Source organism: Nonomuraea sp. WAC 01424 (genome assembly GCF_003947315.1).
Taxonomy (GTDB): domain Bacteria; phylum Actinomycetota; class Actinomycetes; order Streptosporangiales; family Streptosporangiaceae; genus Nonomuraea; species Nonomuraea spiralis.
Window position 1 is genome coordinate 170,139 of sequence record NZ_QHHZ01000015.1, and the last position, 25,695, is coordinate 195,833.

The 25,695-nt window shown below is 72.8% G+C and carries 28 protein-coding genes and 1 pseudogene; 15 read left to right on the forward strand and 14 right to left on the reverse strand.

Translation table 11 applies throughout. From position 1 onward, the window contains the following. Window positions 1–18 precede the first annotated feature (18 nt). Complete coding sequence (locus tag DMB42_RS36255) at window positions 19–1,110, forward strand: hypothetical protein (RefSeq protein WP_125642474.1); 1,092 nt, start codon at window positions 19–21, stop codon at window positions 1,108–1,110. Window positions 1,111–1,260: 150 nt separating this feature from the next. Beyond that, complete coding sequence (locus tag DMB42_RS36260; protein ID WP_125642477.1) at window positions 1,261–1,752, forward strand: hypothetical protein; 492 nt, start codon at window positions 1,261–1,263, stop codon at window positions 1,750–1,752. Between the two features lie 79 nt (window positions 1,753–1,831). Here DMB42_RS36260 and DMB42_RS36265 read toward each other — a convergent pair whose 3' ends face one another. Beyond that, the gene (locus DMB42_RS36265; protein WP_185845036.1) at window positions 1,832–2,485 is read right to left on the reverse strand and encodes an NAD(P)-dependent oxidoreductase; all 654 of its coding nucleotides are present in this window, start codon (window positions 2,483–2,485) and stop codon (window positions 1,832–1,834) included. A 117-nt stretch (window positions 2,486–2,602) separates the two neighbouring features. Here DMB42_RS36265 and DMB42_RS36270 point away from each other — a divergent pair, with 117 nt between their 5' ends. The 3 genes from DMB42_RS36270 (at window position 2,603) to DMB42_RS36280 (ending at window position 4,903) form a co-directional block, all read left to right on the forward strand. After that, complete coding sequence (locus DMB42_RS36270; RefSeq protein WP_125642480.1) at window positions 2,603–2,980, forward strand: helix-turn-helix domain-containing protein; 378 nt, start codon at window positions 2,603–2,605, stop codon at window positions 2,978–2,980. A 140-nt stretch (window positions 2,981–3,120) separates the two neighbouring features. Then, window positions 3,121–4,110: a GTP 3',8-cyclase MoaA gene (gene moaA, locus DMB42_RS36275; protein ID WP_125642483.1), complete on the forward strand. Its 990-nt coding sequence runs from the start codon at window positions 3,121–3,123 to the stop codon at window positions 4,108–4,110. Between the two features lies 1 nt (window position 4,111). Continuing rightward, complete coding sequence (locus tag DMB42_RS36280) at window positions 4,112–4,903, forward strand: NTP transferase domain-containing protein (protein WP_125642485.1); 792 nt, start codon at window positions 4,112–4,114, stop codon at window positions 4,901–4,903. Between the two features lie 314 nt (window positions 4,904–5,217). On the opposite strand, the gene DMB42_RS36285 is transcribed toward DMB42_RS36280, so the two are convergent. Then, on the reverse strand, window positions 5,218–5,532 hold the full coding sequence (locus DMB42_RS36285; protein ID WP_125642488.1) for a DUF3099 domain-containing protein: 315 nt from the start codon (window positions 5,530–5,532) through the stop codon (window positions 5,218–5,220). Window positions 5,533–5,631: 99 nt separating this feature from the next. Here DMB42_RS36285 and DMB42_RS36290 point away from each other — a divergent pair, with 99 nt between their 5' ends. Beyond that, complete coding sequence (locus DMB42_RS36290; protein WP_125642491.1) at window positions 5,632–5,844, forward strand: dodecin; 213 nt, start codon at window positions 5,632–5,634, stop codon at window positions 5,842–5,844. A 155-nt stretch (window positions 5,845–5,999) separates the two neighbouring features. On the opposite strand, the gene DMB42_RS36295 is transcribed toward DMB42_RS36290, so the two are convergent. Then, the gene (locus tag DMB42_RS36295; protein WP_221762518.1) at window positions 6,000–7,358 is read right to left on the reverse strand and encodes a metallopeptidase TldD-related protein; all 1,359 of its coding nucleotides are present in this window, start codon (window positions 7,356–7,358) and stop codon (window positions 6,000–6,002) included. Between the two features lie 14 nt (window positions 7,359–7,372). Continuing rightward, window positions 7,373–8,866 carry a TldD/PmbA family protein gene (locus DMB42_RS36300; protein WP_125642497.1) on the reverse strand — a complete coding sequence of 498 codons (1,494 nt, stop codon included), beginning with the start codon at window positions 8,864–8,866 and terminating at the stop codon, window positions 7,373–7,375. 77 nt (window positions 8,867–8,943) lie between these two features. Here DMB42_RS36300 and DMB42_RS36305 point away from each other — a divergent pair, with 77 nt between their 5' ends. Together DMB42_RS36305 and fabI are read left to right on the forward strand one after the other, a co-directional pair. After that, a complete protein-coding gene (locus DMB42_RS36305; RefSeq protein ID WP_125642500.1) occupies window positions 8,944–9,639 on the forward strand; it encodes a beta-ketoacyl-ACP reductase in 696 nt (231 codons plus the stop codon). Window position 9,640: 1 nt separating this feature from the next. Next, window positions 9,641–10,405 carry an enoyl-ACP reductase FabI gene (gene fabI / locus DMB42_RS36310; RefSeq protein WP_125642503.1) on the forward strand — a complete coding sequence of 255 codons (765 nt, stop codon included), beginning with the start codon at window positions 9,641–9,643 and terminating at the stop codon, window positions 10,403–10,405. A 7-nt stretch (window positions 10,406–10,412) separates the two neighbouring features. Here fabI and DMB42_RS36315 read toward each other — a convergent pair whose 3' ends face one another. Both DMB42_RS36315 and DMB42_RS36320 read right to left on the reverse strand, forming a co-directional pair. Next, window positions 10,413–11,261, reverse strand: a complete 849-nt coding sequence (locus DMB42_RS36315; RefSeq protein ID WP_125642506.1) for a hypothetical protein — start codon at window positions 11,259–11,261, stop codon at window positions 10,413–10,415. A 127-nt stretch (window positions 11,262–11,388) separates the two neighbouring features. Beyond that, a complete protein-coding gene (locus tag DMB42_RS36320) occupies window positions 11,389–12,336 on the reverse strand; it encodes an aldo/keto reductase (protein WP_125642509.1) in 948 nt (315 codons plus the stop codon). 145 nt (window positions 12,337–12,481) lie between these two features. Between DMB42_RS36320 and DMB42_RS36325 the strand changes: the two genes are divergently transcribed. The 5 genes from DMB42_RS36325 to mshC are packed head-to-tail and all read left to right on the forward strand — an operon-like array spanning window position 12,482 to window position 16,389. After that, a complete protein-coding gene (locus tag DMB42_RS36325; protein ID WP_125642512.1) occupies window positions 12,482–13,168 on the forward strand; it encodes a histidine phosphatase family protein in 687 nt (228 codons plus the stop codon). 9 nt (window positions 13,169–13,177) lie between these two features. Beyond that, window positions 13,178–13,726 (forward strand): DUF3090 domain-containing protein, encoded by a 549-nt coding sequence (locus tag DMB42_RS36330; protein WP_125642515.1) that lies wholly within the window; start codon window positions 13,178–13,180, stop codon window positions 13,724–13,726. After that, window positions 13,723–14,487, forward strand: a complete 765-nt coding sequence (locus DMB42_RS36335) for an SCO1664 family protein (protein ID WP_125642518.1) — start codon at window positions 13,723–13,725, stop codon at window positions 14,485–14,487. The genes DMB42_RS36330 and DMB42_RS36335 overlap by 4 nt, the downstream gene beginning before the upstream one ends. A 31-nt stretch (window positions 14,488–14,518) precedes the next feature. Then, window positions 14,519–15,175 carry an NRDE family protein gene (locus DMB42_RS36340; protein ID WP_125642521.1) on the forward strand — a complete coding sequence of 219 codons (657 nt, stop codon included), beginning with the start codon at window positions 14,519–14,521 and terminating at the stop codon, window positions 15,173–15,175. After that, window positions 15,172–16,389 carry a cysteine--1-D-myo-inosityl 2-amino-2-deoxy-alpha-D-glucopyranoside ligase gene (mshC, locus tag DMB42_RS36345; RefSeq protein WP_125642523.1) on the forward strand — a complete coding sequence of 406 codons (1,218 nt, stop codon included), beginning with the start codon at window positions 15,172–15,174 and terminating at the stop codon, window positions 16,387–16,389. The genes DMB42_RS36340 and mshC overlap by 4 nt, the downstream gene beginning before the upstream one ends. A gap of 148 nt (window positions 16,390–16,537) precedes the next feature. Here mshC and DMB42_RS36350 read toward each other — a convergent pair whose 3' ends face one another. The 8 genes from DMB42_RS36350 to DMB42_RS36385 are packed head-to-tail and all read right to left on the reverse strand — an operon-like array spanning window position 16,538 to window position 24,347. Then, window positions 16,538–17,500: a UDP-glucuronic acid decarboxylase family protein gene (locus DMB42_RS36350; protein ID WP_125642525.1), complete on the reverse strand. Its 963-nt coding sequence runs from the start codon at window positions 17,498–17,500 to the stop codon at window positions 16,538–16,540. Further along, window positions 17,497–18,369 carry a glycosyltransferase family 9 protein gene (locus DMB42_RS36355; RefSeq protein ID WP_125642538.1) on the reverse strand — a complete coding sequence of 291 codons (873 nt, stop codon included), beginning with the start codon at window positions 18,367–18,369 and terminating at the stop codon, window positions 17,497–17,499. The genes DMB42_RS36350 and DMB42_RS36355 overlap by 4 nt, the downstream gene beginning before the upstream one ends. Further along, window positions 18,360–18,917: an SDR family oxidoreductase gene (locus DMB42_RS36360; RefSeq protein WP_125642541.1), complete on the reverse strand. Its 558-nt coding sequence runs from the start codon at window positions 18,915–18,917 to the stop codon at window positions 18,360–18,362. The genes DMB42_RS36355 and DMB42_RS36360 overlap by 10 nt, the downstream gene beginning before the upstream one ends. Window positions 18,918–18,930: 13 nt before the next feature. Further along, window positions 18,931–19,350: an adenylyltransferase/cytidyltransferase family protein gene (locus DMB42_RS36365; protein ID WP_396984724.1), complete on the reverse strand. Its 420-nt coding sequence runs from the start codon at window positions 19,348–19,350 to the stop codon at window positions 18,931–18,933. Between the two features lie 2 nt (window positions 19,351–19,352). After that, window positions 19,353–20,540 carry a glycosyltransferase gene (locus tag DMB42_RS36370; protein ID WP_125642544.1) on the reverse strand — a complete coding sequence of 396 codons (1,188 nt, stop codon included), beginning with the start codon at window positions 20,538–20,540 and terminating at the stop codon, window positions 19,353–19,355. Continuing rightward, the gene (locus DMB42_RS36375; protein WP_125642547.1) at window positions 20,537–21,685 is read right to left on the reverse strand and encodes a glycosyltransferase family 9 protein; all 1,149 of its coding nucleotides are present in this window, start codon (window positions 21,683–21,685) and stop codon (window positions 20,537–20,539) included. Before DMB42_RS36375 ends, DMB42_RS36370 begins: the two co-directional genes overlap by 4 nt. Then, window positions 21,682–22,719 (reverse strand): glycosyltransferase family 2 protein, encoded by a 1,038-nt coding sequence (locus DMB42_RS36380; RefSeq protein ID WP_125642549.1) that lies wholly within the window; start codon window positions 22,717–22,719, stop codon window positions 21,682–21,684. The genes DMB42_RS36375 and DMB42_RS36380 overlap by 4 nt, the downstream gene beginning before the upstream one ends. Further along, entirely contained in the window at window positions 22,716–24,347 is a 1,632-nt protein-coding gene (locus DMB42_RS36385) for a carbamoyltransferase C-terminal domain-containing protein (protein WP_125642551.1), read from the reverse strand. The genes DMB42_RS36380 and DMB42_RS36385 overlap by 4 nt, the downstream gene beginning before the upstream one ends. 172 nt (window positions 24,348–24,519) lie before the next feature. Between DMB42_RS36385 and DMB42_RS36390 the strand changes: the two genes are divergently transcribed. Continuing rightward, the gene (locus tag DMB42_RS36390) at window positions 24,520–25,113 is read left to right on the forward strand and encodes an HAD-IIIA family hydrolase (protein WP_125642554.1); all 594 of its coding nucleotides are present in this window, start codon (window positions 24,520–24,522) and stop codon (window positions 25,111–25,113) included. Next, a pseudogene (locus DMB42_RS56460) lies at window positions 25,110–25,671 on the forward strand (glycosyltransferase family 4 protein). Before DMB42_RS36390 ends, DMB42_RS56460 begins: the two are co-directional and overlap by 4 nt. Window positions 25,672–25,695 lie beyond the last annotated feature (24 nt).

A 25,695-nucleotide genomic window follows, 5' to 3' on the forward strand; every position in this document is an offset into this window, starting at 1 on the left:
GTTCCTAGCGTCTGGCTCATGACCAGAAGTCTTCTTCTCGTCTCGCTCGCGGCGGGGACGCTCACGGTGCCCGTGCCCGCGTATCCCGCCGCGACCGAGCTCGCCATCCGCGCCATCACCGTACGGCCCGCGTATCCCGCCGCGACCGAGCTCGCCATCCGCGCCATCACCGTACGGCCCGCGGACCCGGTCGTCGGGGCCCACGACTCCGTGAGCCTCGTGATCGACGTCATCGCCCGGGGTGCGCGCGGCAAGAACGGCGTCACCGTCAAGGTCGAGCCCGGCGTCCCGCCCGGCCCGCTGCTGTCGGCCAAGCCCCCGGTCGCGGACGCGCCCGCCGCCGATCCCGCCCTCCAGCCTCCCGGCCGTCCCGAGCCCCCGTCCTCCTCGGACGCCGCGCAGGAGGCCGAGCCGGGGATCGCGCCCGAGACCTCGACGGGCGCCGCGTACGACACCTCGGGGAGCGGCGCGCCCGGGGCCCCGGCTCCCGGCGGTGCCTCGGAGGCGCCGCCGCTGTTGCGGGCCCCGCTGCTGGAACTGCCGCCGTCCCTGGGGGTCGGCGCCCAGCTGGAACTCCAGCGGGCCCCGGCGGCCAAGCCGTTCCCGGCGCGGCAGGACTGGCGCAGGACGGAGGTTCCGCCGGCCCGCATGGCGGGCGACTGGGAGACCTGGCGTTTCCTGCCCGACAAGAAACTGAACCGCTTCTACCCGACCGGCACCTGGACCATCACCGCCACCGCCGGCGGCGCGAACGGCGCCACGGTCACCGAGTACGCCTCCTTCCAGCTCCGCCGGGCCACCCAGCTCTCGTCGGTACGGGTGGAACGATCGCCGAAGTCCGCCGCCGGCGTACGGCTGCGCGGCTCGCTGACGAGAATCGACCCGCGCGGCTTCATCGACTTCGGCCCGTACGCCAAGCAGCGGCTGGAGCTCCAGTGGCGCGCGGAAGGCTCGGCGACCTGGGAGGACGTGGGGGAGACGACGACCGACGCGGCGGGCGCGTTCATCCGGACGGTCCCGTTCCGCAGGGGAGGCCTCTGGCGCGTCCGTTTCCCCGGAAACACCCACTACGCCCCAGACGCCACAAAACCCCGACAAATCGCCATGTAAGGCGATAAAACGCCTAACAATTGGCGTTGGCGTATTTGTCGTTATCCGATCGTGATCAACCTTGTCGCAACTTTTCTTTACCGTGGGGCGTCATTAGGCGTTGACGTGCCTCGTTCCTGGGGCGCGTTCCAGACGGGGAAGGATTGTTTGATGATGCGACGTCTAGCCGCCGCACTGGCCGCGGCAGCCGTGGGCGCCACCATGGTGGCCACCGCCGCCACGCCCGCCCTGGCGGACCCGGACCCGGACCCCGACTTCGCGGGCGGCCGTACGAGCCTCCAGCTCGACGTCAACCCGGAGCCGGCCCGGCGCGGCAGGCCCGTCACCATCGAGGGCAAGCTGTCCGTGGCCTGCGACGAGGACTACATCAACGGGTTCGTCTCGGTGCTCCACGCCGACTACTGCAAGGACAGCGAGCGCTGGCACCGTCTCGGCTGGAAGCGGGTCGAGATCCTCTTCCAGGCCGACGGCAGCAACAAGTGGGAGTACGTCGAGTCGGTGCGGACCAGCCGTGACGGCTCCTTCCGCACCGGTGAGCGGGCCTACACCTCGGGCACCTGGCGTGCCGTCTTCGAGGGCTCCCGGTACCTGGCCCCCTCCGAGGCCAAGGACTGGGTGAAGGTCTACGGCGGGCGCCACTAAGCGCCACCACCCCGGAAGCCCGGCCTCCCGGCCGGGCTTCCGTCATGTCCGGCCCCCTTCCGGCCCCCGTCCGGCGGCCTCAGTAGCCCACGGCGACCTGGACCCGGTGGTGCCGCGGCTGCTCGATCTCGTCCACCAGCGCCACCGCCAGATCGGCGTACGAGAACACCGGCCCGCCCTCCTCGGCGGCCATGACCTCACCCCCGCCGAACCGGTGCCCCCCGGTCCGCTCCGCCCGGTCGTCGAGGACCACCGGCGGCGGCGCGATCACCACCCAGTCCAGCGCCCCGCCCTCCTCCTGGAACACCTCCAGCTCGGCCGCGTGCCCCAGCGAGAACGCCCGCGCGTCCTCCGGGAAACCCGGCGTGTCCACCAGGCGCGTCCCCGGCGCGACCTCCAGCAGGGTGCCGATGCCCAGCGCCGCCAGCCTGGCGACACCCGCCCGCGCCAGCCCGCCGATCAGCGCCCGCGCCGCCGCCGGGTAGAACTCCGCCGACGGCACGTCCATCCGGGCGCTCGCCTGAACGGCGGCGTCGTGCCCCGCCGCGGCCTGCGTCACGCTCCCCGGATCGGTCACGTCCCCCTCGACCACCGACACGCCGTCGCCGGACGGCCCGGCGTACCGGCCCGGGTCGCGCACCACGGCCGTCACCTCGTGCCCGCGCCGTACGGCCTCGGCCACCACCCGCGTCCCGGCCCGCCCCCCGGCGCCGAACACCACGATCCTGCTCATCGTCGATCACCTCGTTCACCTGGCCGGCCGGCGAACCCGGCCGCGCCCGGCAGACGGTAGACGCCCGGGGGTCACTTCCCGCAACGTAAGCGACCCCGCCCGCCTACGATGGTCGTCATGGCCGAGCCCCTGGACCCCGACATGTTCGCCGACTGCGGCCCCGCCACGCCCGTCCGCGTCGGCGACAAGTGGACCGCCAAGATCATCCGTTGCCTGGAGCAGGGCCCCAGACGCTTCACCGAGCTGCAGGCGCCGCTGCGCGGCATCACCCCGAAGGTGCTCACCGAGTCCCTGCGCGCCATGGAACGCGACGGCCTGCTCACCCGCACCGCCTACGACGAGATCCCGCCCCGCGTCGAGTACGCCCTCACCCCCCTCGGACGCAGCCTGCTCGTCCCCATGGCGGCCGGCTGCGAATGGTCCAGACGGCACCTGGGCGAGCTCATCGACGCCCGCGAGTCCTGGCACGCCGCCCACGCCGTCCCCGCCCCCTGACCGCGGCCGAGGAATCGATGACTCTCGCGGGGCGTTGCCGCGGACGTAGGCGCGAGGCGGTTTTGAGAGCCACGCGACGGGCGTCGTAGTCTGGCTCTGCGGCGAAATCTGCGGCGAAAACGGACAGGAGGTGACGCCCCATGTTGCGAGACTCGTTCGGACGGGTGGCGACTGATCTGCGGGTGTCCCTCACGGACAAGTGCAACCTGCGCTGTACGTACTGCATGCCGCCCGAAGGGCTCGACTGGCTGCCCAGGGCCGAGCTGCTCACGGCCGACGAGATCGTCCGGCTGGTGCGCGTCGGCGTCGAGCGGCTCGGCATCAGCGAGGTGCGCTACACCGGCGGCGAGCCGCTGCTCAGGCGCGAGCTGGTCGACATCGTCACCCGCACCACCGCGCTCGCCCCCCGCCCCCAGGTGTCGCTGACCACCAACGGCATCGGCCTCACCAAGCTCGCCGGGCCGCTGGCGCAGGCCGGGCTCGACCGGGTCAACGTCTCGCTCGACACGCTCGACCCGGCCACGTTCAAGCGGCTGGCCCACCGCGACCGGCACGCCGACGTCGTCGAGGGGCTGGCCGCGGCCGAAGCGGCGGGCCTGCTCCCGGTCAAGGTCAACACCGTCCTCATGCGCGACGTCAACGACCACGAGGCCGTTCCGCTGCTGCGCTTCTGCCTCGACCACGGCTACGAGCTGCGCTTCATCGAGCAGATGCCGCTCGACGCCCAGCACGGCTGGACCCGCGAGGGCATGATCACCGCCGACGAGATCCTGGAGCGCCTGTCGGCCGCGTTCGACCTGACGCCTGACGACCTGGAGCAGCGCGGCAGCGCCCCGGCCGAGCGGTTCCTGGTCGACGGCGGCCCGGCCCGGGTCGGCGTGATCGGCTCGGTGACGCGGCCGTTCTGCGGCGCCTGCGACCGGGTCAGGCTCACGGCCGACGGCCAGGTGCGCAACTGCCTGTTCGCGACCGAGGAGTCCGACCTCAAGTGCGCCATGCGCGCCGGCGCCTCCGACGACGAGCTGGCCGCGCGGTGGATCGCGGCGGTGGCCCGCAAGCGCGCCGGCCACGGCATCGACGACCCGTCCTTCCTCCAGCCGTCCAGGCCGATGTCGGCCATCGGCGGCTAGCGTGCGCTTCGACGCGGTGATCCTGGCCGGGGGAGCGGCCCGCCGGCTCGGCGGGGCGGACAAACCCGGTCTCGCCGTCGGCGGCCGGCCGCTGGTCCAGCGTGTGGTCGCGGCGGTGTCCGGCGCGCGCCGCACGGTCGTCGTCGGCCCGCGCCGCGATCTGCCCGGAGTCGTCTTCACCCGCGAGGACCCGCCGGGCGGCGGCCCCGTGCCCGCGCTGGCCGCCGGGTTGCGCGAGGTCGGCGCGCCGTGCGTGGTCCTGCTCGCGGGCGACCTGCCGTTCCTGACGGCGGACCACGTACGCGAGCTGCTTTCGGCGGCCCGTCCCGGAGCCGGGTCGGTCATGGTCGACGACGACGGCCGCGAGCAGTGGCTCGTCGGCGTCTGGCCGGCGCCGGAGCTGCGGGCGGCGCTCGACGCCTACACCGGGCGCTCGCTCAAGGGCCTGCTCGGCCCCCTGACCGGAACGCGGCTGGCCCTGCCGGGCCGGCCGTGGTTCGACTGCGACACGATGGACGATCTGAAGGAGGCTCGCATGAACGTACTGGCCGAGTGGACCGCGCTGGTCTGCCGGGAGCTGGGCGTCGACCCGGCCCGCGTGGACCGCGACCTGGTCCTCGACCTGACCAAGGAGGTCGCCCACGGGGTGGCCAGGCCCGCCGCGCCGCTGACCGCGTACCTGCTCGGGCTGGCGCAAGGGGCGGGAAGTGCCCCTGAGGACGCCGTGGCGAAACTGATCACATTGGCGAAGAACTGGGAGCAGGCGACCACTGAGACGTTGACTGACAGCTGACACTCGAACGAACTCTTGAAGTCAAGCCGTCCCCTTCCTCCAGATTTCCTGGGAATTACGAGGAGGAGGGCGGTGTAAACGATTTCGGGAAAGCGGTCCTATCGGACTCCGGCCGCAGCGTGGGACTGATCGTCCGAGGCAAAGGGCTGGCCAGGAAAAGGGCGACGCCGGGTGGTTACGGGGGCAAACCACCCGGCGTCGCTTCATCGGCGTTCCGACGGGGGCCCGGAACGCCGGCACCAGCACTCCGACGGGGGACCGGAGCGCTTGCCTAAAGCGTACACCTACAACCCATGGGATGCGTCAAGACTTAGTCACGACCCGATCTCGCGTCGATGCAGCGGTATCTCGGTTTGGTTAGCTTCGGGGGACTGAAAGTCCGGCGGCGGAGCGGGCTCACCCCGCTCATTGGCCCCGATTACGGCTATGTATGGCAAAAATACGGCCGCGGCGATGAACAGCAGCCGGTACGGCCACGGCACCGGCACCACGACCGCCAGGATCAGGCAGATCGTCCGGATGCCCATCTTGATCAGGTAGGCCACCTCACGCTTGCGGATGTCGGCCGTCAGCGACGGCTTGGCGTCCGTGACCTGGTGAACGGCCTGCTTCTTCCGCAACCCCTTCATACCTTCCACGGTAGACCTCGGGCAGGCAGGGCGCGACGACGCGTCCGGACGGTGACGGGGGTCATGCGATCATGGCCTTCGAGTAAGGAGGATGGGGAGATGACGGATCGAACGTATCGGGTCACTGAGATAGTCGGCACGTCGGGGGAGAGCCTTGACCAGGCCATCCGCAACGGCCTCCAGCGGGCCTCGCAGACCCTGCGCCACCTGGACTGGTTCGAGGTCACCGAGATCCGCGGCCACCTCGACGGAGGCGAGATCGCGCACTACCAGGTGGGCATGAAGGTGGGCTTCCGCCTGGAGGACTCCTGACCGTCCCTGGACGCCCCCGGCGCCGGCTGTCCGGCACCTGACGTCCCGCCCGCCCCCGGCACGCCCCAGCGGCGCGCTGGGGGCCGGCGCGGGGCGGAACGACGACGCCCGCCGCCGGACGTTGACCGTCCGGGCGGCGGGCGCGCGCCGGTGGGTCAGCTCGCCTGGCTGACCGTCGACATGTTGAAGTCGGGCACCCGCATCGGCGGCATCACCGTGCGCTGGAAGTAGTCGTTCCACTCGCGGGGCAGCGTGCGCTCGGCCGCCCCCACCTCCGTGACGCGCCCCAGCAGGTCGACCGGGCTCTCGTTGAAGCGGAAGTTGTTCACCTCGCCCACGACCTCGCCGTCCTCGACCAGATAGACGCCGTCGCGGGTGAGCCCCGTGACCAGCAGCGTCTGCGGGTCGACCGCGCGGATGTACCACAGGCACGTGACCAGCAGCCCGCGCCGCGTCGAGGCGATCATCTCCTCCAGCGAACGCGCGCCCTGCGCCGGGCCCGACACGAGGAGGTTGTCGATGCCCGGCGTCACCGGCAGCCCGCTCAGCTCCGCCGAGTAGCGGGTCTGCAGCAGCGACTCCAGCCTGCCGTCCCTGATCCAGTCGGTCGGGGCCAGCGGCAGCCCGTTGTCGAACACCGAGCTCTCCCGGCTGGAGGCGTGCGCGGTCACGAACGGCGCGCACGAGACACCCCCGGCCCCGGGGTCGCTGGACAGCGTGATCGGCAGCGTGGCCAGCTGCTCGCCCACCCGCGTGCCGCCGCCCGCCTTGGAGAACACCGAGCGGCCGTCGAGCGCGTCCCTGGCCCCCGCCGACCAGAACAGGTAGATCATCAGATCGGCCACCGCGCTCGGCGGCAGCAGCGTCTCGTAGCGGCCGGCGGGCAGGTCGACCCGGGTCTTGGCCCATTCGAGGCGCCGGGCCAGCGAGGAGTCGAGCGCGGCGACGTCGACGTCGGTGAAGCCGGGGGTGGACACGCCGGTCCAGGCCGAACGCTTGAGGTCGGCGGACTTGGCGTTGAGCTCCAGGCGGCCGGTCGGCTGGTCGTGCCGCAGCCGCACGCCGGTGGAGGTGCCGAGGAAGGTCGAGGTGAGGGAGTGCTCGGCGAAGCCGTAGAGCCTCCGGCCGCCGGCCTCGGCGGCCGAGAACGCCTCGCCGAGCGCAGGCGCGAACCCCTCGAACACCCCGATGTCGGTCGGGCGCACCGCGTCGTCCCAGCCGGGCGACGCGGGGCCGGCCTCGACGAGCGGGCGGGCGTCCTCGGCGGGCTGCGCCTCGCGGGCCGCCCGGTCGGCCGCCGCGACCACGTCGGCGAGCTGGTCCGCGCGTACGGCCGAGCGCGAGACCACCCCCACACCCTGCCCCGCGACCGAGATCACGGTCAGCCGGGACGAGCGGGCCACGCCGTTGGTGGTCAGCGTGTTGCCCGCGAAGCGCAGGTTGGCCGTGGACCCTTCGTCCACCAGCACCACGCAGCCGTCGTTCGCGGAGAGCTCCAGGGCCCTTTCCACCATCTCCTGCGGAGTAGTCACTTCCCGCCCTCCTGCACGGTGTTGAGGATGCGCACGCCTCTGAACAGCGCCGACGGGCATCCGTGGCTCACCGGCGCGACCTGCCCCGGCTGCCCCTTGCCGCAGTTGAAGGCGCCGCCCAGCACGTACGTGCCCGGCCCGCCGACCGCCTCCATCGACTGCCAGAAATCGGTCGTGGTGGCCTGGTAGGCGAAGTCGCGGACCTGCCCGGCCAGCTTCCCGTGCGAGATCTTGTACGCCCGCTGCCCGGTGAACTGGAAGTTGTAGCGCTGCATGTCGATCGACCAGCTCTTGTCGCCCACGATGTACAGGCCGCGCTCGACGCCCGCGATCAGCTCCTCGGTGGAGGGCCCGCCTGGCGCGGGGGCCAGCGACACGTTGGCCATGCGCTGGATCGGCATGTGGCCGGGGGAGTCGGCGAACGCGCACCCGTTGGAGCGCCCGAAGCCCTTCATCAGCGCCATCCGCCGGTCGAGCTGGTAGCCCACCAGGACGCCGTCCTTGACGATGTCGAAGCTCTGGCCCTGGACGCCCTCGTCGTCGTAGCCGACGGTGGCCAGGCCGTGGGTGACCGTGCGGTCGCCGGTCACGTTCATCAGCGGCGAGCCGTAGACGAGCTCGCCGAGTTGGTCGAAGGTGGCGAAGCTGGTGCCGGCGTAGGCCGCCTCGTAGCCGAGCGCGCGGTCGAGCTCGGTGGCGTGGCCGATCGACTCGTGGATGGTCAGCCACAGGTTGGACGGGTCGACCACCAGGTCGTAGTCGCCCGCCTCGACCGAGGGCGCGGCCAGCTTCTCGGCCAGCAGCTCCGGCAGGCGGGCCAGCTCGGCCGCCCAGTCCCAGCCCGTGCCGGTCAGGTACTCGTAGCCGCGGCCGACCGGCGGCGCGATCGTGGACATGTCGTCGAAGCCGCCCTCGTACGCCTTCATGGCGTTGAGCGACGGATGCACGCGTACGCGCTGCTGCGTGGTCACCGTGCCCGCCGTGTCGGCGTAGAACTTCTGCTCCTTGACCTGGAGCAGCCGGGCCGAGACGTGGTCGGCGCCCTTGAGCAGCCCCGCCGACCAGTCGGCCAGCAGGGCCACCTTGTCGGACGAGGCCACCTCGAACGGGTCGACGTCGTAGTCGGAGACCCACACCGCCTCGCCGTGCACGGGCTCGGGCGCCAGCTCGATGGGCTCCCGGTTGATGGGGGCGCTCACCTCGGCCACCCGCACCGCCTGCTCGGCCACGGCGGCGGCCGCCTGCGGGGTCAGGTGGATGCCGGCCGCGAAGCCCCATGTGCCACCCTTGACCACGCGGACCGCGTATCCCAGGTCGTCGGCGTCGAGGGCGCCTTCGAGGCGGGCGTCGTACAGGCTCAGGGTCTCGGCCCTGACCCGTTCGAGGCGGAAGTCGGCGTGCTCGGCGCCCAGGTCGCGAGCGCGTTGCAAGGCGGCGTCCGCGAGCTGCCGCAGCGGCAGCTCCAGGAAATCGGCATCGATCTGGCGCATGTCCACGATCCTAACCCTGTGATCTTGTACCACCCGGACAAGGGGATACTCGCGAGTAAGAGATAGCGTCAGATGCCATGGCACGCTCTGTACTCGTCACCGGAGGCAATCGCGGCATAGGCCTCGCGATCGCCCGTGAACTCGCCGCGGCCGGCGACGCCGTCGCGGTCACCTACCGATCGGGGGAGCCGCCGGAGGGCCTGTTCGGCGTCCGCTGCGACGTCACCAGCACGGCCGAGGTGGAGGCCGCCTTCGACAAGGTCGAGGCCGAGCAGGGGCCGGTCGAGGTCCTCGTCTCCAACGCGGGCATCACCAAGGACACCCTGCTGGCGATGATGAAGGAGGAGACCTTCACCGACGTCATCGACGCCAACCTGACCGGGGCCTACCGCGTGTCCAAGCGCGCCATCAGGCCCATGATGAAGCTCAAGCGCGGCCGCATCATCCTCGTCTCCTCCGTGGTCGGCCTGTCCGGCCAGGCGGGCCAGTCCAACTACGCCGCCTCCAAGGCCGGCCTGGTCGGCTTCGCCCGTTCCCTGGCCCGCGAGTACGGCTCGCGCAACATCACCGTCAACGTGGTCGCGCCCGGTTTCGTGGCCACCGACATGACGGCCGGCCTCGACCAGGAGGCCATCGTCAAGAACATCCCCCTCGGGCGGCAGGCGGCCCCCGCGGAGGTCGCGCGCGTCGTCCGGTTCCTGGCCGGGGACGACGCCTCTTACATCACCGGGGCCGTGATCCCGGTCGACGGCGGACTTGGAATGGGGCACTGACGTGGGAATTCTCGAAGGCAAGCGGATCCTCGTGACCGGTGTGCTCACCGACGCCTCGATCGCCTTCTCGGTGGCCAAGCTGGCCCAGGAGGAGGGCGCCACGGTGGTGCTCACCGGGTTCGGCCGGCTGAGCCTGGTCGAGCGCATCGCCAAGCGGCTGCCCCAGACCCCGCCGGTGCTGGAGCTCGACGTCGCCGACACCGACCAGCTCGACACGCTGGCGGCCCGGGTGGGCGAGCACGTCGACGGGCTCGACGGCGTCGTGCACTCGATCGGGTTCGCGCCGCAGAGCGCCCTGGGCGGCAACTTCCTCAACACGCCGTGGGAGGACGTCGCCACCGCCCTGCAGATCTCCACGTACTCGTTCAAGTCGCTGGCCGTCGCGTGCCTGCCGCTGATGAAGGAGGGCGGCGCGGTCGTCGGCCTCGACTTCGACGCCTCCAGGGCGTGGCCGGTCTACGACTGGATGGGCGTGGCCAAGGCCGGCCTGGAGTCGTGCAGCCGCTACCTCGCCCGTGACCTTGGCAAGCACAACATCCGGGTCAACCTGGTCTCGGCCGGTCCGCTGCGTACGATGGCCGCCAAGTCGATCCCGGGCTTCAAGGAGTTCGAGGAGAGCTGGCCGGAGCGTTCGCCGCTGGGCTGGGACCTCACCGACACCGTCCCGGCCGCCAAGGCGTGCGTGGCCCTCATGTCCGACTGGTTCCCGGCCACCACGGGCGAGATCGTGCACGTCGACGGCGGCGCCCACGCCATCGGCGGCTGAGGGCGCCTCACGCCAGGCGGTGCCGCCCGCTGCCCGCCGGGGCCGGCTCGAACGGGATCGACTCGCTCGGCTCGGCCCGGTGCCGCCGCTGCTGCACGATCCGGGTGGCCAGCACCGCCGATCCCAGCAGGACGATCGTCAGCACCGTGCCCAGCACGTCGGAGGCCGGCGGGCTGGGCCGCACCACCCGCTGATCGCGCAGCGGCACGGCCAGCTCACGCGCGAACGGGTTGGGCCACAGCAGCTCCACCCGCGAGTCGTCGGGGTCGGCGGTCGGCTCCTCGGCGGTGACCGGCCGCTCGTCGTCCATCATGTACGGCCTGTTCCGCGGTGGCGTGGGCGGCTGCGTCGGCAGCGGCGCGGTCTCCTGCTCGGTGCGCTCGCGGGGCCGCCCGGACCGCTCCGGGCGCCCGGCCTCGGGCGAGATCGTGGGGGTGGGCCGCGGGGCCAGCGTCTGGAGCACGCCCTGGTCGTCGCAGGCCAGCACCGGCAGGCACACGTCCTTCAGCGTCTCGGGCACCAGACCGGTGCCGGTGGGGCTGGGGGAGGGCCGGGCCGGGTCGGAGGATTTGCCGGGCCGGCCCGTCGGCACGGCGTCGCCGACGGTGCCGAGCACGTCGCCGGTGGTGTCCTCGACGCCCTTGGTCACCCCCTCGGTCGCGCCGCCGGTCAGGTTGTCGACCGTGCCCGTGAGCGCGCCGACGACGTCGCACAGGGTGTTGGTCACCCCCGAGAGCAGGCCGCCGTCGCGCGTGCAGTCCTGGGCGGCGGCGGCGGACGCGGCCGGCGCCCCCGCCGGGATCGCCCCCAGCGCCACCGCGAGCACTCCGGCCGAGATCGCGGTCCTGCTCCCCATCCGTCCCCTCCTGCGTTGCTTACGGAGGAAATCTTTATGGACAACGCTCGTCAGACGCAGGCTTTTTCCCGGTAAAGTTGCGATTCGGTATCGACTAGTGATACGCGAGACTGTCTCTCGTTCGGCGTCAGTCGAGTGAGGACACGTCATCGAGCGCCTCCCTGATCTCGATCGGGAGCACGACGTCCTCGGCCGACAGGATGCCCTTGAGCTGGGCGTGCGTACGCGCCCCGACGATCGCCGAGGCCACCCCCCGCTGGTCGCGCACCCACGACAGCGCCACCGCCAGCGGCGAGACGCCGAGCCCGTCGGCGGCGGTCATGACCGACTCGACCACGCTGCGGCCGCGATCGTCGAGGTAGGGGCGGACGAAGTCGGCGAAGTGCGGCGTCGCGGCGCGGGAGTCGGCCGGGATGCCGGTGCGGTACTTGCCGGTCAGCACGCCCCGGCCGAGCGGCGACCAGGCCAGCACGCCGACGTCGAGGTGGGCCGCGGCGGGCAGCAGCTCGCGCTCGGGCTCGCGGGCCAGCAGGGAGTACTCGACCTGGGCCGAGGTGATGGGGATGCGGCCGGGGACCGACTTCTGGGTGACCGCGGCGGCGGCGAGCTGCCAGCCCGCGTAGTCGCACACCCCGGCGTAGACGGCGCGGCCCGAGGAGACGATCGCGTCGAGGGCGGCCAGGGTCTCCTCCAGCGGCACCTCGGCGTCGTAGGTGTGGAGCTGCCACAGGTCGACGTAGTCGAGGCCGAGCCGGTTGAGCGAGTCGTCGACGGCGGCGATCAGGTGGCGCCTGGAGGCGTCGCGCGGCCGGCGGCCGTTGGGCGTCACGACGGCCTTGGTCGAGATCACCAGCTCCGAGCGCGGCACCGAGTCGCGCAGCATGCGGCCGAGCAGCCGCTCGGAGTCGCCGCCGGTGTAGACGTCGGCGGTGTCGACGAGGGTGCCCCCGGCGTCGAGGAACGCACGGAGCTGGGCGGCCGCCTCGTCCGCGTCGGTGTCACGGCCCCAGGTCATCGTGCCGAGCCCCAGCCGGGACACCGACAGGCCGCTGCGGCCGACGTAGCGCTGCTCCATGATCCCGCCAGGTTACCAAGAACACGCCCGCCCGCCAGTCCGCCGCACCAATGTCCTGCCTGGTGAGGACCATGAAAGCGGGCGGAGGTGAAGATTTCTCACAGGTTGGTGAAACATGGTGATCCGCGCCTGCGACACTTGCTGGGTGACGACCCTTCTGCTGGCCCGCCACGGGCTGACCGACCTCACCGGGCCGGTGCTGGCCGGGCGCACCCCGGGGGTGCATCTCAGCGAGGCGGGGCGGGCGCAGGCCGAGGCGCTGGCCGGGCGCGTCGCCGGCGTCCGGCTCGACGCCATCGTCTCCAGCCCGCTCGAACGGTGCCGCGAGACCGCCGAGGCTGTCGCCAAGGGACGCGGGGCGCAGGTGCGGGTGGACGAACGGCTCATCGAGTGCGGCTACGGCACCTGGACGGGGCGGCCGCTCAAGGAGCTCGCCGAGGAGCCGCTGTGGCAGACCGTGCAGGCGCATCCGAGCGCGGTGACATTTCCGGAAGGGGAGGCGCTGGCCGATATGCAACATCGGGCGGTCGCCGCGGTCCGGGAGTGGAATCAACGCCTCGGGTTGAAGGGTGTCTACCTGGCGTGCACCCACGGAGACGTCATCAAGGCCATCGTGGCGGACGCGCTGGGCCTCCACCTCGATCATTTTCAGCGGATAACGGCCGATCCTGCGGCTCTCACCGTCATTCGCTATGCCCCCTTGCGTCCCTTTGTTCTCAGGGTTAACGATATGGGGGAATTGCGGTTGCCCGAGGATTCGGAGGAGAAAGACGGGGGAGAAAACATCACCGGGAGCGATGCCGCCGTCGGCGGTGGACCCGGGACCACGTAAGGTCAGGCTATGCCGGTCTTCGACTACGACCCACCGGAGAGGTTCGTCGCCGGCGCCCTGGGGCAGCCGGGCGCGCGGGTCTTTTTTCTGCAGGCCAGGGCCGAGGGCAGACTGACCACCGTGGCGCTGGAGAAGCTGCAGGTGGCCGCGCTCGCAGGCAGGCTCGACGAGCTGCTCGACGAGGTCCTGCGCCTCAGCGGGGGCACCGCGCACGTGCCCGCGCTGGCCCCGGCCGACCTGGCCGACGACGCTCCCCTCGACGTGCCGGTCTCGGAGGACTTCCGGGTCGGCACCATGGCACTGGCCTGGGACGCCGACAAGTCCCAGGTGGTGATCGAGGCCCAGGAGGTCATCGACGAGGACGACCTCGACAGTCCCGACCCGGCCGTGCTGCGGGTGCGGATCAGCGCCGGGACCGCGCGCGCCTTCACCCGCAGGGCGCTCCGGATCGTGGCGGCGGGCCGGCCTCCCTGTCCCCTGTGCGGGCAGCCCCTCGACGCCGAAGGCCATGTCTGCGTCCGACTCAACGGCTACCACGGGGGTGAGGCGGCTTCATGACCGCTCCTGAGAGCGAACCGGCCGTCAAGCCGCCACATGCGCCCGTGATGCAGGAGGAGGAGGCGCTCACGCTGCTGCGCGACGGGCGCCTGGAGGTGGCCGGCCGCCTGGTCGAGGCGACCAACATGACCCTCTACTGCTCGATCAAGCTCGGCGGGCGCAACGCGGCCTGCGTCTACAAGCCCGTACGCGGTGAGCGTCCGCTGTGGGACTTCCCCGACGGCACCCTCGCCGCCCGTGAGGTGGCCGCGTACGAGGTGTCCCAGGCGACCGGCTGGCGCATAGTGCCGCCGACCGTCTACCGCGAGGGCCCGTTCGGTCCCGGCATGTGCCAGCTCTGGATCGACACCGAGCGCGAGATCGACCTGATGCGGCTGGTCAAGAGCCGTAATCCGGTGGTGCGCCGGATGGCGGTGTTCGACGCGGTGGTCAACAACGCCGACCGCAAGGGCGGTCACCTGCTGCCGCTGCCGACCGGCCACGTCTACGGGGTCGACCACGGCGTCTGCTTCTCGGCCGAGGACAAACTGCGTACCGTGTTGTGGCAGTGGCGGGGCAAGCCGCTGGCCCGCGAGGCGGTGGCGGTGCTGGCCAAGCTGCAGCGCGACCTGGAGTCCGGCTCGCTGGGGCGCAGGCTGCGCGAGCTGCTCACGCTGGCCGAGGTGGAGGCCACCTGGCGGCGGGTCAGGCGGCTGCTGGACACCGGCGTCCACCCGTATCCGTCGGAGGGGTGGCCCGCCGTTCCCTGGCCCCCGATCTGAGGACTCGCGGGGGTTTTATACCCTTTGCCGCATGTGCACGTTGATCGTGAGAACCGGGGAGCCGCTGACCCTCATGGGCGTGCGGGACGAGCTCACCGACCGCCCCTGGGAGGCGCCGGGGGAGCACTGGCCCGACCACCCCGGTGTGATCGGCGGACGTGACCTCAAGGGAGGCGGCACCTGGATGGCCGTCTCCCCGACGGCCCGCCGCGCCGCCGCCCTGCTCAACGGCCGCGGCCGGGAGGCCCCCGAGACCACCAGGATCTCCCGCGGCGACCTGGCCCTGCACGCGGTGTCCACGGGTGCGGTGCCGGACGTCGACCTGACCCGCTACGACCCCTTCCACCTCGTCCTCGCCGACCTGGCCGGGGTGCGCCTGTTCAGCTGGGACGGCGACCGCCTCACGGACTCGGCGCTGCCCGAGGGCACCAGCATGGTCGTCAACACCGGCCTCGACCCGGACGCCGAGCGGGTGCGGGCGTACCTGCCGCGTTTCGCGAGCGCGGCCGACTGGGGAGAGCTCATCACGGGCGCCCACTCCGCGCGGCCCGACGCCCTCCTGATCCGTCACACGCTGCCCGACGGCCGGGTCTTCGCCTCGCTGTCGGTGATGCGGGTCACCCTCGCGCACGACGACGCCGCCTACGAGTTCACGGACCTTACGGCACGGATAGGCTCAAAGGCATGAGATCGTGGTCTGCCCAGAACATCCCCAAGCTCCCAGGTGAGAGCGTTCCGCTGCGTCTCTTCGACACGACGACCAAGCAGGTGCGGCAGACCGACCCCGGTCCCACCGCCAGGATGTACGTCTGCGGCATCACCCCCTACGACGCCACCCATCTCGGCCACGCCAACACCTACCACGCCTTCGACCTGGTGGGCCGGATGTGGCGGGACGCCGGGCACGAGGTGCATTACACCCAGAACGCCACCGACGTGGACGACCCGCTGCTGGAACGGGCCGCCCAGACCGGCGTCGACTGGCAGGACCTGGCCGAGCGCGAGATCGAGTTGTTCCGCACCGACATGGAGGCCCTGCGCATCCTGCCGCCCCGCGAGTACGTGGGCGTCACGGAGGTCGTGGGCCACGTGGCCGACCTGATCACCCAGCTCGCCGCCAAGGGCTACACCTACGATCTCGACGGCGACGTCTACTTCAACGTCGCCGACGCCCCCAAGTTCGGCCAGGTGTCCGGCTACGGCGAGGCCGAGATGCTGGCCCTGTCCGCCGAGCGCGGCGGCGACCCCGACCGGCCCGGCAAGCGCCACCCGCTCGACTGGCTGCTGTGGCGGGCCGAGCGGCCGGGCGAGCCGTCCTGGGAGTCGAGCCTCGGCCGGGGGCGTCCCGGCTGGCACATCGAGTGCACCGCGATCGCGCTGCGCAACCTGGGCGCCGGCTACGACGTCGCGGGCGGCGGCTCCGACCTGATCTTCCCCCATCACGAGTGCGGCGCCTCCGAGGGCCACGCGGCGACGGGGGAGTGGCCGTTCGCCAAGTTCTACACGCACGCGGGCATGGTGGCGCTCGACGGCGAGAAGATGTCGAAGTCGAAGGGCAACCTGGTCTTCGTCAGCCGCCTGCGGCAGCAGCACGACCCGATGGCCGTCCGGCTCGTCCTGCTGGCCCACCACTACCGCGAGGACTGGGAGTACACGCCCGGCCAGCTCGCCGACGCCGAGCGCCGGCTCGCGCTGTGGCGCTCGGCCGTCTTGCTGGACGGGGCGCCCGGGGCCGACGAACTGCTGGCCACGGTACGCGAGCGGCTGGCCGACGACCTCGACTCGCCGGGGGCGCTGGCCGCGATCGACGCCTGGGCCGAGCGGGCCCTGGCCGAAGGGGGATCCCGGTCCCCCGGCCTGGTGAAGGACCTGGCCGACGCCCTGCTCGGCGTCGCACTCTAGACCCACCGCAGACCCACCGCAGAACCACCGCCGTCCTCGGCCGGCGAGCGCCGGACCCGGCGGGCACGGCGGGCACGGTCGTGGGCCGGGCCTTTCGCGGCCCGGCCCACGACCTCCCGTGGAGCCGCCGATCCCTCGGCACCCTCCGTCACACGCGCAGCGCCTCCAACCGCTCGTCCGCCGCCAGTTCCGCGGCGAACCACTCGATCGTGCGCCGCAAGCCCTCCTGGGCGGGCACCTCCGCCCGCCACCCCAGCCGCTCGGCGGCCAGGGTCGTGTCCGGCCTGCGCACCTTCGGGTCGTCGGCGGGCCGGTCGATGAACTCGATCTCCGAGGCCGATCCGGTCAGGTCGCGGACGAGGCCGGCCAGCTCCAGCATGGTCAGCTCGTCCGGGTTGCCGATGTTGACCGGGCCGGGGAAGTCGCTGCGGGCCATGGCCAGGATGCCCGAGACGGTGTCGTCGACGTAGCAGACGGACCTGGTCTGGGAGCCGTCGCCGGTGATGGTGAGCGGCTCACCCTTCAGCGACTGCCGGATGAACGTGGGGATCGCCCGCCCGTCGAACGGGCGCATCCGCGGGCCGTAGGTGTTGAAGATCCGTACGATCCCGGTGTCGGTGCCGCGCGAGTGGCGGTAGGCGGTGGTCAGCGACTCGGCGAAGCGCTTGGCCTCGTCGTACACGCTGCGCGGGCCGACCGGGTTGACGTTGCCCCAGTACGTCTCCTTCTGCGGGTGCTCCAGCGGGTCGCCGTACACCTCGCTGGTGGACGCCAGGACGAACCGGGCGCCCTTCTCCCTGGCCAGCCCGAGCGCGTGCAGGGTGCCCACGCTGCCCACCCGCAGCGTCTCGATCGGGTAGCGCAGGTAGTCGGCCGGCGAGGCGGCCGAGGCGAAGTGCAGGACGAGGTCCACCCGGCCGGGCACGTGCACGTACCCGGTCAGGTCGCTCTCGATGAGCCGGAAGGCCGGGTTGTCCAGCAGGTGCTCGACGTTGCGCGGGCCACCGGTCAGGAAGCTGTCCATGCAGATGACCTCGGCGTCCTCGGCCAGCAGGCGTTCGCACAGGTAGGAGCCGAGGAAGCCGGCCCCGCCGGTGACCAGAGCCTTCATGACGTGACCTCCAGAGCTGCGTCGACGACCTCGGACACCTCGATCTTCAGCAGGCCGGGGTCCGGGCGCTGGCCGTGCGGGTCGCCCTTGTGGCCGGCCCACAGGGCCACGTGCCGCCATCCGGGCGGCGGGCCCCACTCCGACGGCGGGACCGGGCCGAACAGCACCACCGACGGCACGCAGAACGCCGTCGCCAGGTGCGCGACCCCGGTGTCGCCGCAGACCACCAGCCTGGCCCTGCTGACCAGGTCGATCAGGTCGGCCAGGCAGGTGCGCCCGGCCAGCACGCGCTCCTCGGGCAGCCCGGCCAGCTCGGCGACCCTCCTGGCGATCGGCACCTCCTCGGCGTTGCCGGTGACGACCACGTCGTCCAGCGCCGCCGCCACCTCGGCGAACCGTTCGGGCGGCCAGCGCCGCGCCGGGTAGGCGGCGCCCGGATGCACGATCACGGGCCCGGTCCGGTCGGAGATGCCGAGCGTCAGGTCCGCCGGGTCGGCCGGGATGCCGTGCCACTCCAGCAGGCCGCACCAGCGTCGCACCTCGTGCACGCCGTCCTGCCAGGGCGGGCCGACGCCGAAGCTGATCAGCCGGCCCGGGTCGCCGGCCCGCAGCGCCTCGATGCTCTGCGGCCCGCTGCCGTGCAGGTTGACCGCGATGTCGGCCCGCTCGAACGGCACCGGCCCCGGCCCGCACACGTCCACCTGGTCGTCCACCGCGCCGGTCAGCGGCAGCAGGGCCGCGAGGGACCGGGGCGCCGCCAAGGTGATGCGGTGCCGGGGGAACGACTGGCGCAGGGCCCGCAGCGCGGGGACGGCCGTGAGCAGATCGCCCAGGCCGAGCCCGCGCAGCGCCAGCAGTTCTAGGGCCATGACGTCTCCGTGGAGGGGCGGACGACCAGCTCCCTGACCTCGCAGTCGGCCGGCTGCCGCAGCGCGAACACGACGGTCTGGGCGACGTCGGCGGGGTCGTTCAGCCCCGCCTCCGGGCCCGGTTCGTACTGGTCGGGACGGCCGTCGAAGAAGCTCGTCCGCATGCCGCCCGGGATCAGCAGGGCGCAGGTGACCACCTTGCCGCGGCTGCGCTTCAGGTACGGCAGCGCCGCCCGTACGACGGCGGCCGTGCCGAGGTGGTTGACCTGGATCACCCGCTCCCAGTCGTCGGCGGGCACGTCCTCCAGCCGTCCGCAGGCGTCGATCCCGGCCGCGGTCACCACGGCGTCCAGGCCGCCGGCCCGCTCGGCCAGCTCGCGCACCGCCCGTTCGGCCTGGCCGCGGTCGGCCAGGTCGGCAGTGACGTGGTCGAAGCGCTGGTCCGGCTCGCGTACGTCCACCACGAGCGCGCGCCAGCCCTCCTTCTCGACCGCTTCGGCGGTGGCCAGGCCGAGTCCCGAGGCTCCCCCGGTGATCAGAACATTCACTGGATCTCCCTGATCAGATTGCTGGTCGAACGTCCCGGCAGCGTGCTGAGCGCGACGAACTCCGCGCCCAGCCGCTGCAGGGCCCGTGACTCGGGCAGGACCTCCCCTCCTCGAACACCAGGACCGCGTCCACGCAGCTCAGCGCCCGCAGCACCTCGACCCGGTCACGCGCGTCGACGACGGGCCTGGACGAGCCCTTCAGCCTGCGCACCGAGTCGTCGGAGTTGACGCAGACGACGAGAGCGTCGCCGAGCGCCCTGGCCCGTCGCAGGAGGCTCACGTGCCCCGCGTGCAACAGGTCGAAACAGCCGCCCGTGGCGATCAGCCGGCCGCCCTGCGCGCGGGTGAGCTTCCCGCCCCGGACGCGGATGGTGGCCGCGTGGTCATCGACCTTCTCCAGTGTGTTCCAGAGCCTTTCGAGATGACTGTCCATGATCAACCCCCGAGAGCCGCCAGTCGGCAGAGCTTGCCGTCGATGACCTGCGTGTACACCGCCTCGGTGCGCTCGGCGATATGGGACCAGCCGTACCGCTCACGGGCGCGCCGGGCCCCCGCGGCCCCCAGCGCCGCGCGCCGGTCCGGGTCGCCGAGCACGTCGCGCAGCGCCCTGGCCAGCGCCCGCGGGCGGCGCGGCGGGACCAGCACGCCGCAGCCCGCGACCGTGTCCAGGTGGCCGCCGACCGCCGAGGCCACCACAGGTACGCCGCAGGCCATCGCCTCGAGCGGGACCATCCCGAACGGCTCGTACCAGGGCACGGTCACTAAGACGTCGGCCGCGCGCATCAGCGCGGGCACCCGCGCGCGCGGCACGCTGCCGATCAGGTGCACCCGGTCCTGGAGCCCGTACGCCGCGGCCAGCTCGCGCAGCCGGCCGGTCTCCTCGTCGTCCTGGCCGCCGCCGGCGATCACCAGGTCGGCGTCCGGGAGCTGGCGCAGCGCGGCGATCACGGTGTCCACGCCCTTGCGCGCCACCATGCGGCCGATGCTGAGCACCACCTTGGCGCCCGCGCGCGGCGCGACCGGCCCCTCCGGGCAGAACGACGTCAGGTCCACCCCGCAGGGCACCACCGTGACGCGCCGCTCCGGGACGCCCATCGCGCACAGCTCGCCCACCTCGTCGCCGCAGGTGGCCAGCACCGCGTCGGCCCGCTTGCCGATCTCGCGCTCGGTCTCGACGCGATGGGCCGGGCTGGTGTCGGCCTCGCCCTGCCAGCGCCGCTTGACGGTCCCGAGCGCGTGGAAGGTCTGCACCACCGGCACGCCATCGGCGGCCTGCAACGCCGCCTGGCCGCTCATCCAGAAGTGCGCGTGGGCCACGTCCGGCGGGTTCGCCGCCCACCGCTCGGCCAGGCGTTCGGTGAACTCGGGCATGTACGGCGGCAACTCGTCCTTCGGCACGACCGCGGCCGGCCCCGCCCTGACGTACTCGACCGTGACGCCGGGCGCCATGGTCACCGTGTCCGGCTGCGACTCCGACGAGCGCCTGGTGTGGACGACGACCGTGTGCCCTCGCTCGGCCAGGGCGACGGCCAGGTGCGCGACGTGGACGTTCTGCCCGCCCGCGTCCACGCCGCCGATCGCCGCCAGCGGGTCGGCGTGCTCTGAGATGAGATCGACCTTCACTGCGCCAGCTCCCTCACTGCCTTGACCACCTGCTCACTGGTCACCATGGACAGGCACGGGTGCCCGGCCACCGGGCAGGTGCGCGCCCTGCTTCCTCGACAGGGCGCCTGCTGGTCGCCGAGCAACACCGTTGGCACGCCGTACGGGGCCCATCGAGCGGCGGGGACGACCGGGGCGAACAGGCTCACGACCGGTGTGCCGACCGCCGCGGCCAGGTGCGCGGGACCGGTGTTGCCGGCCACGAGCACGCTGGCCCGTTCGAGCACGGCGGCCAGTTCGGCGAGCGTGGTCCCGCCTCCGAGGTCGGCTGCCACGTCGCCGGCCACGTAGGCGGTGAGGTCACGTTCTGTGCCGGTCACGACGACCCGGTGCCCGTCGTCCACCAGCTCCCTGACGGCCTGCCGACACCTCTCGGCCGGCCACGTTCTGGCGGGGGCTGACGTCCCTGGATGCACCACGACGTACGCGCGTTCGTCGGCAGCGGCGCCGACGCCTAGAAGGTGCCCGGTTTTCGGGCCTATATCCGGCAAGGGCCGCCGAACAGCCAGTTTGCCGTCATCGCCGGGTGCCAGATCGAACCCGGCCGCCCGCGCGACGGCCAGCATGCGCTCCGGCTCCGGCACGTCGAGCGTCTCGTCCACGACGTGCCGCACGTCCAGGAGGGCGCCGGGGTAGTCGTTGCTGATCGCGGAGATCCGCCGTACGCCGGCCAGCCGCAGCAGCAGGGCCAGCGGCAGCGCCGACTGGTGGAAGGAGGTGAGGATCAGCGCCTCGTCCACGCCCTTGACCCGGGCGACCAGGTCGGCCACCTGGGCGTTGGACACGGGCGCGGGGGAGTGGCCGATCCACGGCGCCCGCCACTCGATCACCCGGTCCACGCCGGGCAGCAGCTCGGCGGCCGCCCTGCCGTTCGGGCCGGCCAGGAAGACCAGCTCGCCGGCGAGCGTGCGCACGGCACGTGTGGCGGGACCGGCCAGCAGGACGTCCCCGGCGTCGTCGAGCCGCGCCACCAGGACGCGCCCGCGGCCGCCGCCGCTGCCGGCCTTCTCCTCCGGGGCGGCCTCGGCGGCCTTGCCGTGCTTACGTCCCTTCCCGGCGTTCGTACGGGCCCGGCCGCACGGCGGCGCCGGCCTGCGACGTCTCATCGCCGCCACTTCCATTCCTCCCGGAGCCGGTGCACGCAGGCGACCGGCGGGATCACCAGGCTGGTGACGACCATGCGCCACACCTCGCGCGCCGTACGCGGCCCCGGGGCGATGCGCCGCCAGGCGAACTCGGCGGTCATCGCGGCCCACAGAGCCCCGGCGACCGCGGCCAGCACCGGCAACACCCGCCACCCGCCGTGCTCCCGCCAGCCCCCGTCGAGCACGCGGGTCCGGGGCATGGCGAGCAGGCGGGCCGAAGCGGGTGGGCGGGGCGTGGCGGGGGCGCGGGTCAGGGGCGCGGCCAGGACGAGGGACGTCGCCGCGAGCCCGGCGGCCGAGGTGACGGCGTGCCGCCGCAGCCTGCCGCCGGAGCCGCCGATGTCGCGCCGCCACCGCGGCCCGTGCAGCCGCCGCATCAGCGCGTCGTCGGCGTTGCCGCGCTGGAAGCGCACGCCGGCCCAGAACCCGTCCTCGCGCACCGGATGCGCCGTCACCCGCTCGCCCACGACCAGCCGGTGTCCCGCCCGTTCCACCCGCAGCGCGATGTCGGCGTCCTCCCGGTAGGCCCTGGGGAACCGTTCGTCGAACCCGCCGATCCGCTCCAGCGCCGAACGCCGGTAGGCCATGTCGGCCGTCACCCACGACGCCCTCGACAACCCCGCCGTGTTCCGCTCGGCGTCGGTGGGCCGCCGCCCGCCCGGCAGCGGCACCTCGATGCGGCCCTGGCTGCCCGCCACGTCGTCGGGCAGGTCCGCCAGGTCCTTCCTGACCGCCTCGGCCCACCCGGGCCCGGGGACGACGTCGTCGTCGAGGAACACCACCCAGGGTGTCCCGGCGGCCCGCCAGCCCGCGTTGCGCGCCGCGGCCGGGCCACGGCCGCCGGAGCGCACGACCCGTACGTGACCGGGCAGCTCCAGCTCGCCGGCGCCCGCCCGCCGGTCGTCGACCACGATCACGGGCGCCGCCGAGCCCACGGCCGCCAGCGTCCTGCGCAGCGTGGCACGGCCGACGGTGGGGATCACCACGGTGATCACGAGCCGAACACCTCCCCGCGCCGCACCAGGTACGGCCCCAGCGCCAGCACGTCCACCGGCGAGGAGCCGAAGCACTCCAGCGCGTCACGGGGATCGTCGGCCATCGGCCGGCCGGCGGTGTTCAGGCTGGTGTTGACCACGACCGGCAACCCCGTCCGCGCCTCGAACTCGGTCAGCACCCGCGTCATCAGCGGATCGGCGTCCGGCGAGATCGTCTGGATGCGCGCCGTGCCGTCCACGTGCACCACCGCCGGGATCCGCTCCCGCCACGGATCGCGTACGTCGTGCACGAACAGCATGTACGGCGAGGGCACCGGCCCCCGCCCGAAGATCTCCGGCGCCCTGGACTCCAGCACCATGGGCGCGGTCGGCCGGAACTGCTCGCGCCCCTTGACGTCGTTGAGCCGCTCGGTGTTGCGCGCGTGCCCCGGATGGGCCAGCAGCGACCGTTGCCCGAGCGCCCGCGGCCCGTACTCGGCCCGGCCCTGGAACCAGGCCACGATCCGGTCGGCGGCCAGCTCGGCCGCCACCGCCGCGCCCAGGTCCGCGGGCCGCGTGTACGGCACCCGCGCCACGTCCAGGAAGGCGGCCAGCTCCTCGTCGGTGAACCCCCGCCCGAGCGCCGCGCCCGGCATGGGACCGGCCGGCTCGCCGTGGGCCTGGGCCAGGTGCAGCGCGCCGCCCAGCGCCGTGCCGGAGTCGCCGGCGGCCGGCTGGGCCCACACCTCCTCGAACGGCCCCTCGGCGAGCAGCCTGGTGTTGGCCACGCAGTTGAGCGCGACGCCGCCGGCCAGCGCGAGCCGTCGTTCGCCGGTGCGCTCGTACAGCCAGCCGGCCAGCTCCAGCAGCACCTCCTCCAGCCGGGCCTGCACACTGGCGGCCAGGTCGGCGTGGTCGGAGGTCCAGGGCTCGCCCGCGGCCAGGGCCTTGACGTAGACGTTCCAGTCGACCGGTTCGACGCGGAAGCCGCCGTCGCCGGTCGTGTGGACGATCTCGCGCAGCGACTCCAGGTGGCGCGGCCGGCCGTAGGAGGCCATGGCCATGACCTTGTACTCGTCGCTGGAGCGCGGGAAGCCCAGGTGCTGGGTGACGTCCTCGTACATGAGGCCGAGCGAGTGCGGCAGCTCCTGCGTGGCCAGCACCTCCAGCTCGCCGTCACGGTAGCGGCCGGCGAGGTGGGAGACGTTCTCGCCGCGCCCGTCGCACACCAGCACCGCGCAGTCGCGCCAGGGCGAGGCCAGGCCCGCCGAGGCGGCGTGGGCCACGTGGTGCGGCACGTACGAGACCTGCCCGGGGTCCAGGCCCGGCAGGGCGGTCGCCAGGAACGCCGGCGCCCGGACGGCGTACTCGGTGCGCAGGTCCTCCCAGTCGCACTCGGGCCGCTGGACCACCAGGGCCGGGTCGTAGGAGTAGGCCACGGCGTCCAGGTCCTCCGGGGCGAGGCCCGCCTCCCGCAGGCACCACGCGGCGGCCTGCTCGGGCAGCTCCCACGCCGAGAACGCCAGCGGCCGCTTGCCGTGCTTCCGGCGGCTGAAACGTTCCTCCTCCGCCGCGGCCACGATCTTCCCGTCGACGACCAGGGCCGCCGCCGGATCGTGGAAGATCGCGTTGATGCCGAGAAACTTCATCGATTCCTCCCCCGCAGATGCCGGGAACCGCTACCGAGAGAAGCGGCTCTCAAACCTGCCTCCACCTTGGGAGACGCGAAAACGGGCAAATCAACCCAGATATGGTCACTCTGTGTAATTGTTTGCCGGTCGGAGGGCCGGGTAGCTGCCGGACACGCGACGGAGGTGAGAGGTGTTCGAAAAGCGACGTCCCGGGGCCGTCCTCTTCGACCGGGACGGAACCTTGATCAAAGACGTGCCGTACAACGGAGACCCCCGCCTCGTGGAGCCCATGCCGGGCGCGATCGAGGCGCTGGGCAGGCTCCGCCGGGCCGACGTGCCCGTCGCGGTGGTCACCAACCAGTCCGGAGTGGCCAAGGGCCTGCTCTCGCCGGACGAGATGGACCAGGTGAACGCCAGGGTCGAGGAACTGCTCGGGCCGTTCGACGCGTGGGCCATCTGCGTGCACGACGACGCCGACGGCTGCACCTGCCGCAAACCGGCGCCGGGGCTGGTGATCCGGGCGGCCGCCGTCCTCGACGTCAGCCCGCGCGACTGCGTCGTGGTCGGCGACATCGGCCGGGACATGGAGGCGGCCAGGGCCGCGGGGGCCCGGGGCATCCTCGTACCGACCCTGCAGACGCTGGAGGCGGAGATCGCGCAGGCCGTCGAGGTCGCCGAGGACCTGGCCGACGTGGTCGAGCGGGTGCTGAGCGCGCCCGAGGCGCCCGTGGCGGCGGCCGCGTCCGCGCCCTGGGCCAGGGCCATGGGCTGGAGCCGTTGGTGAACATCCTCATCTGGCACGTCCACGGATCGTGGACCAGTGCCTTCATCAGGGGAGGTCACGACTACACACTTCCGCTCGTCCCCGGACGAGGTGCCGACGGCCGCGGGCGCGCGGCCACCTACGACTGGCCGGACAACGTCCGCGAGGTCCCCTACGACCGGCTCCGCGACGAGCCGGTCGACGTGGTCGTCCACCAGCGTCCGCACGAGATCGACCTGCTGCCGCGCTTCGCCGGGCGCGTGCCGCTGGACGTGTTCGGCATGAAGGTGGCGGGCCTGCCGTACGGCGCCTACGAGGACCTGCCGCAGCACGTCATGCACGCCGCGCCGGCCCGCAGGCGCGCCTACCTGCACCCCTACCGCTGGACGTCGCTGGGCCTGGCCCTCGTCGAGGCCATGACCCTCGGCATGCCGGTCGTCGCGCCGGCCACGACCAAGGCACGTCGCCGATCCCGAACGCGCCGCCCAGGCGGGCAAGGCCGCGCGCGCCGCCGCCCTGGCCCGGTACGGATTGCCCAGGTTCCTGAAGGACTGGGACCGGCTGCCGGCGGAGGTATGACGCCGGAAGGCATGGGTAGGCGCG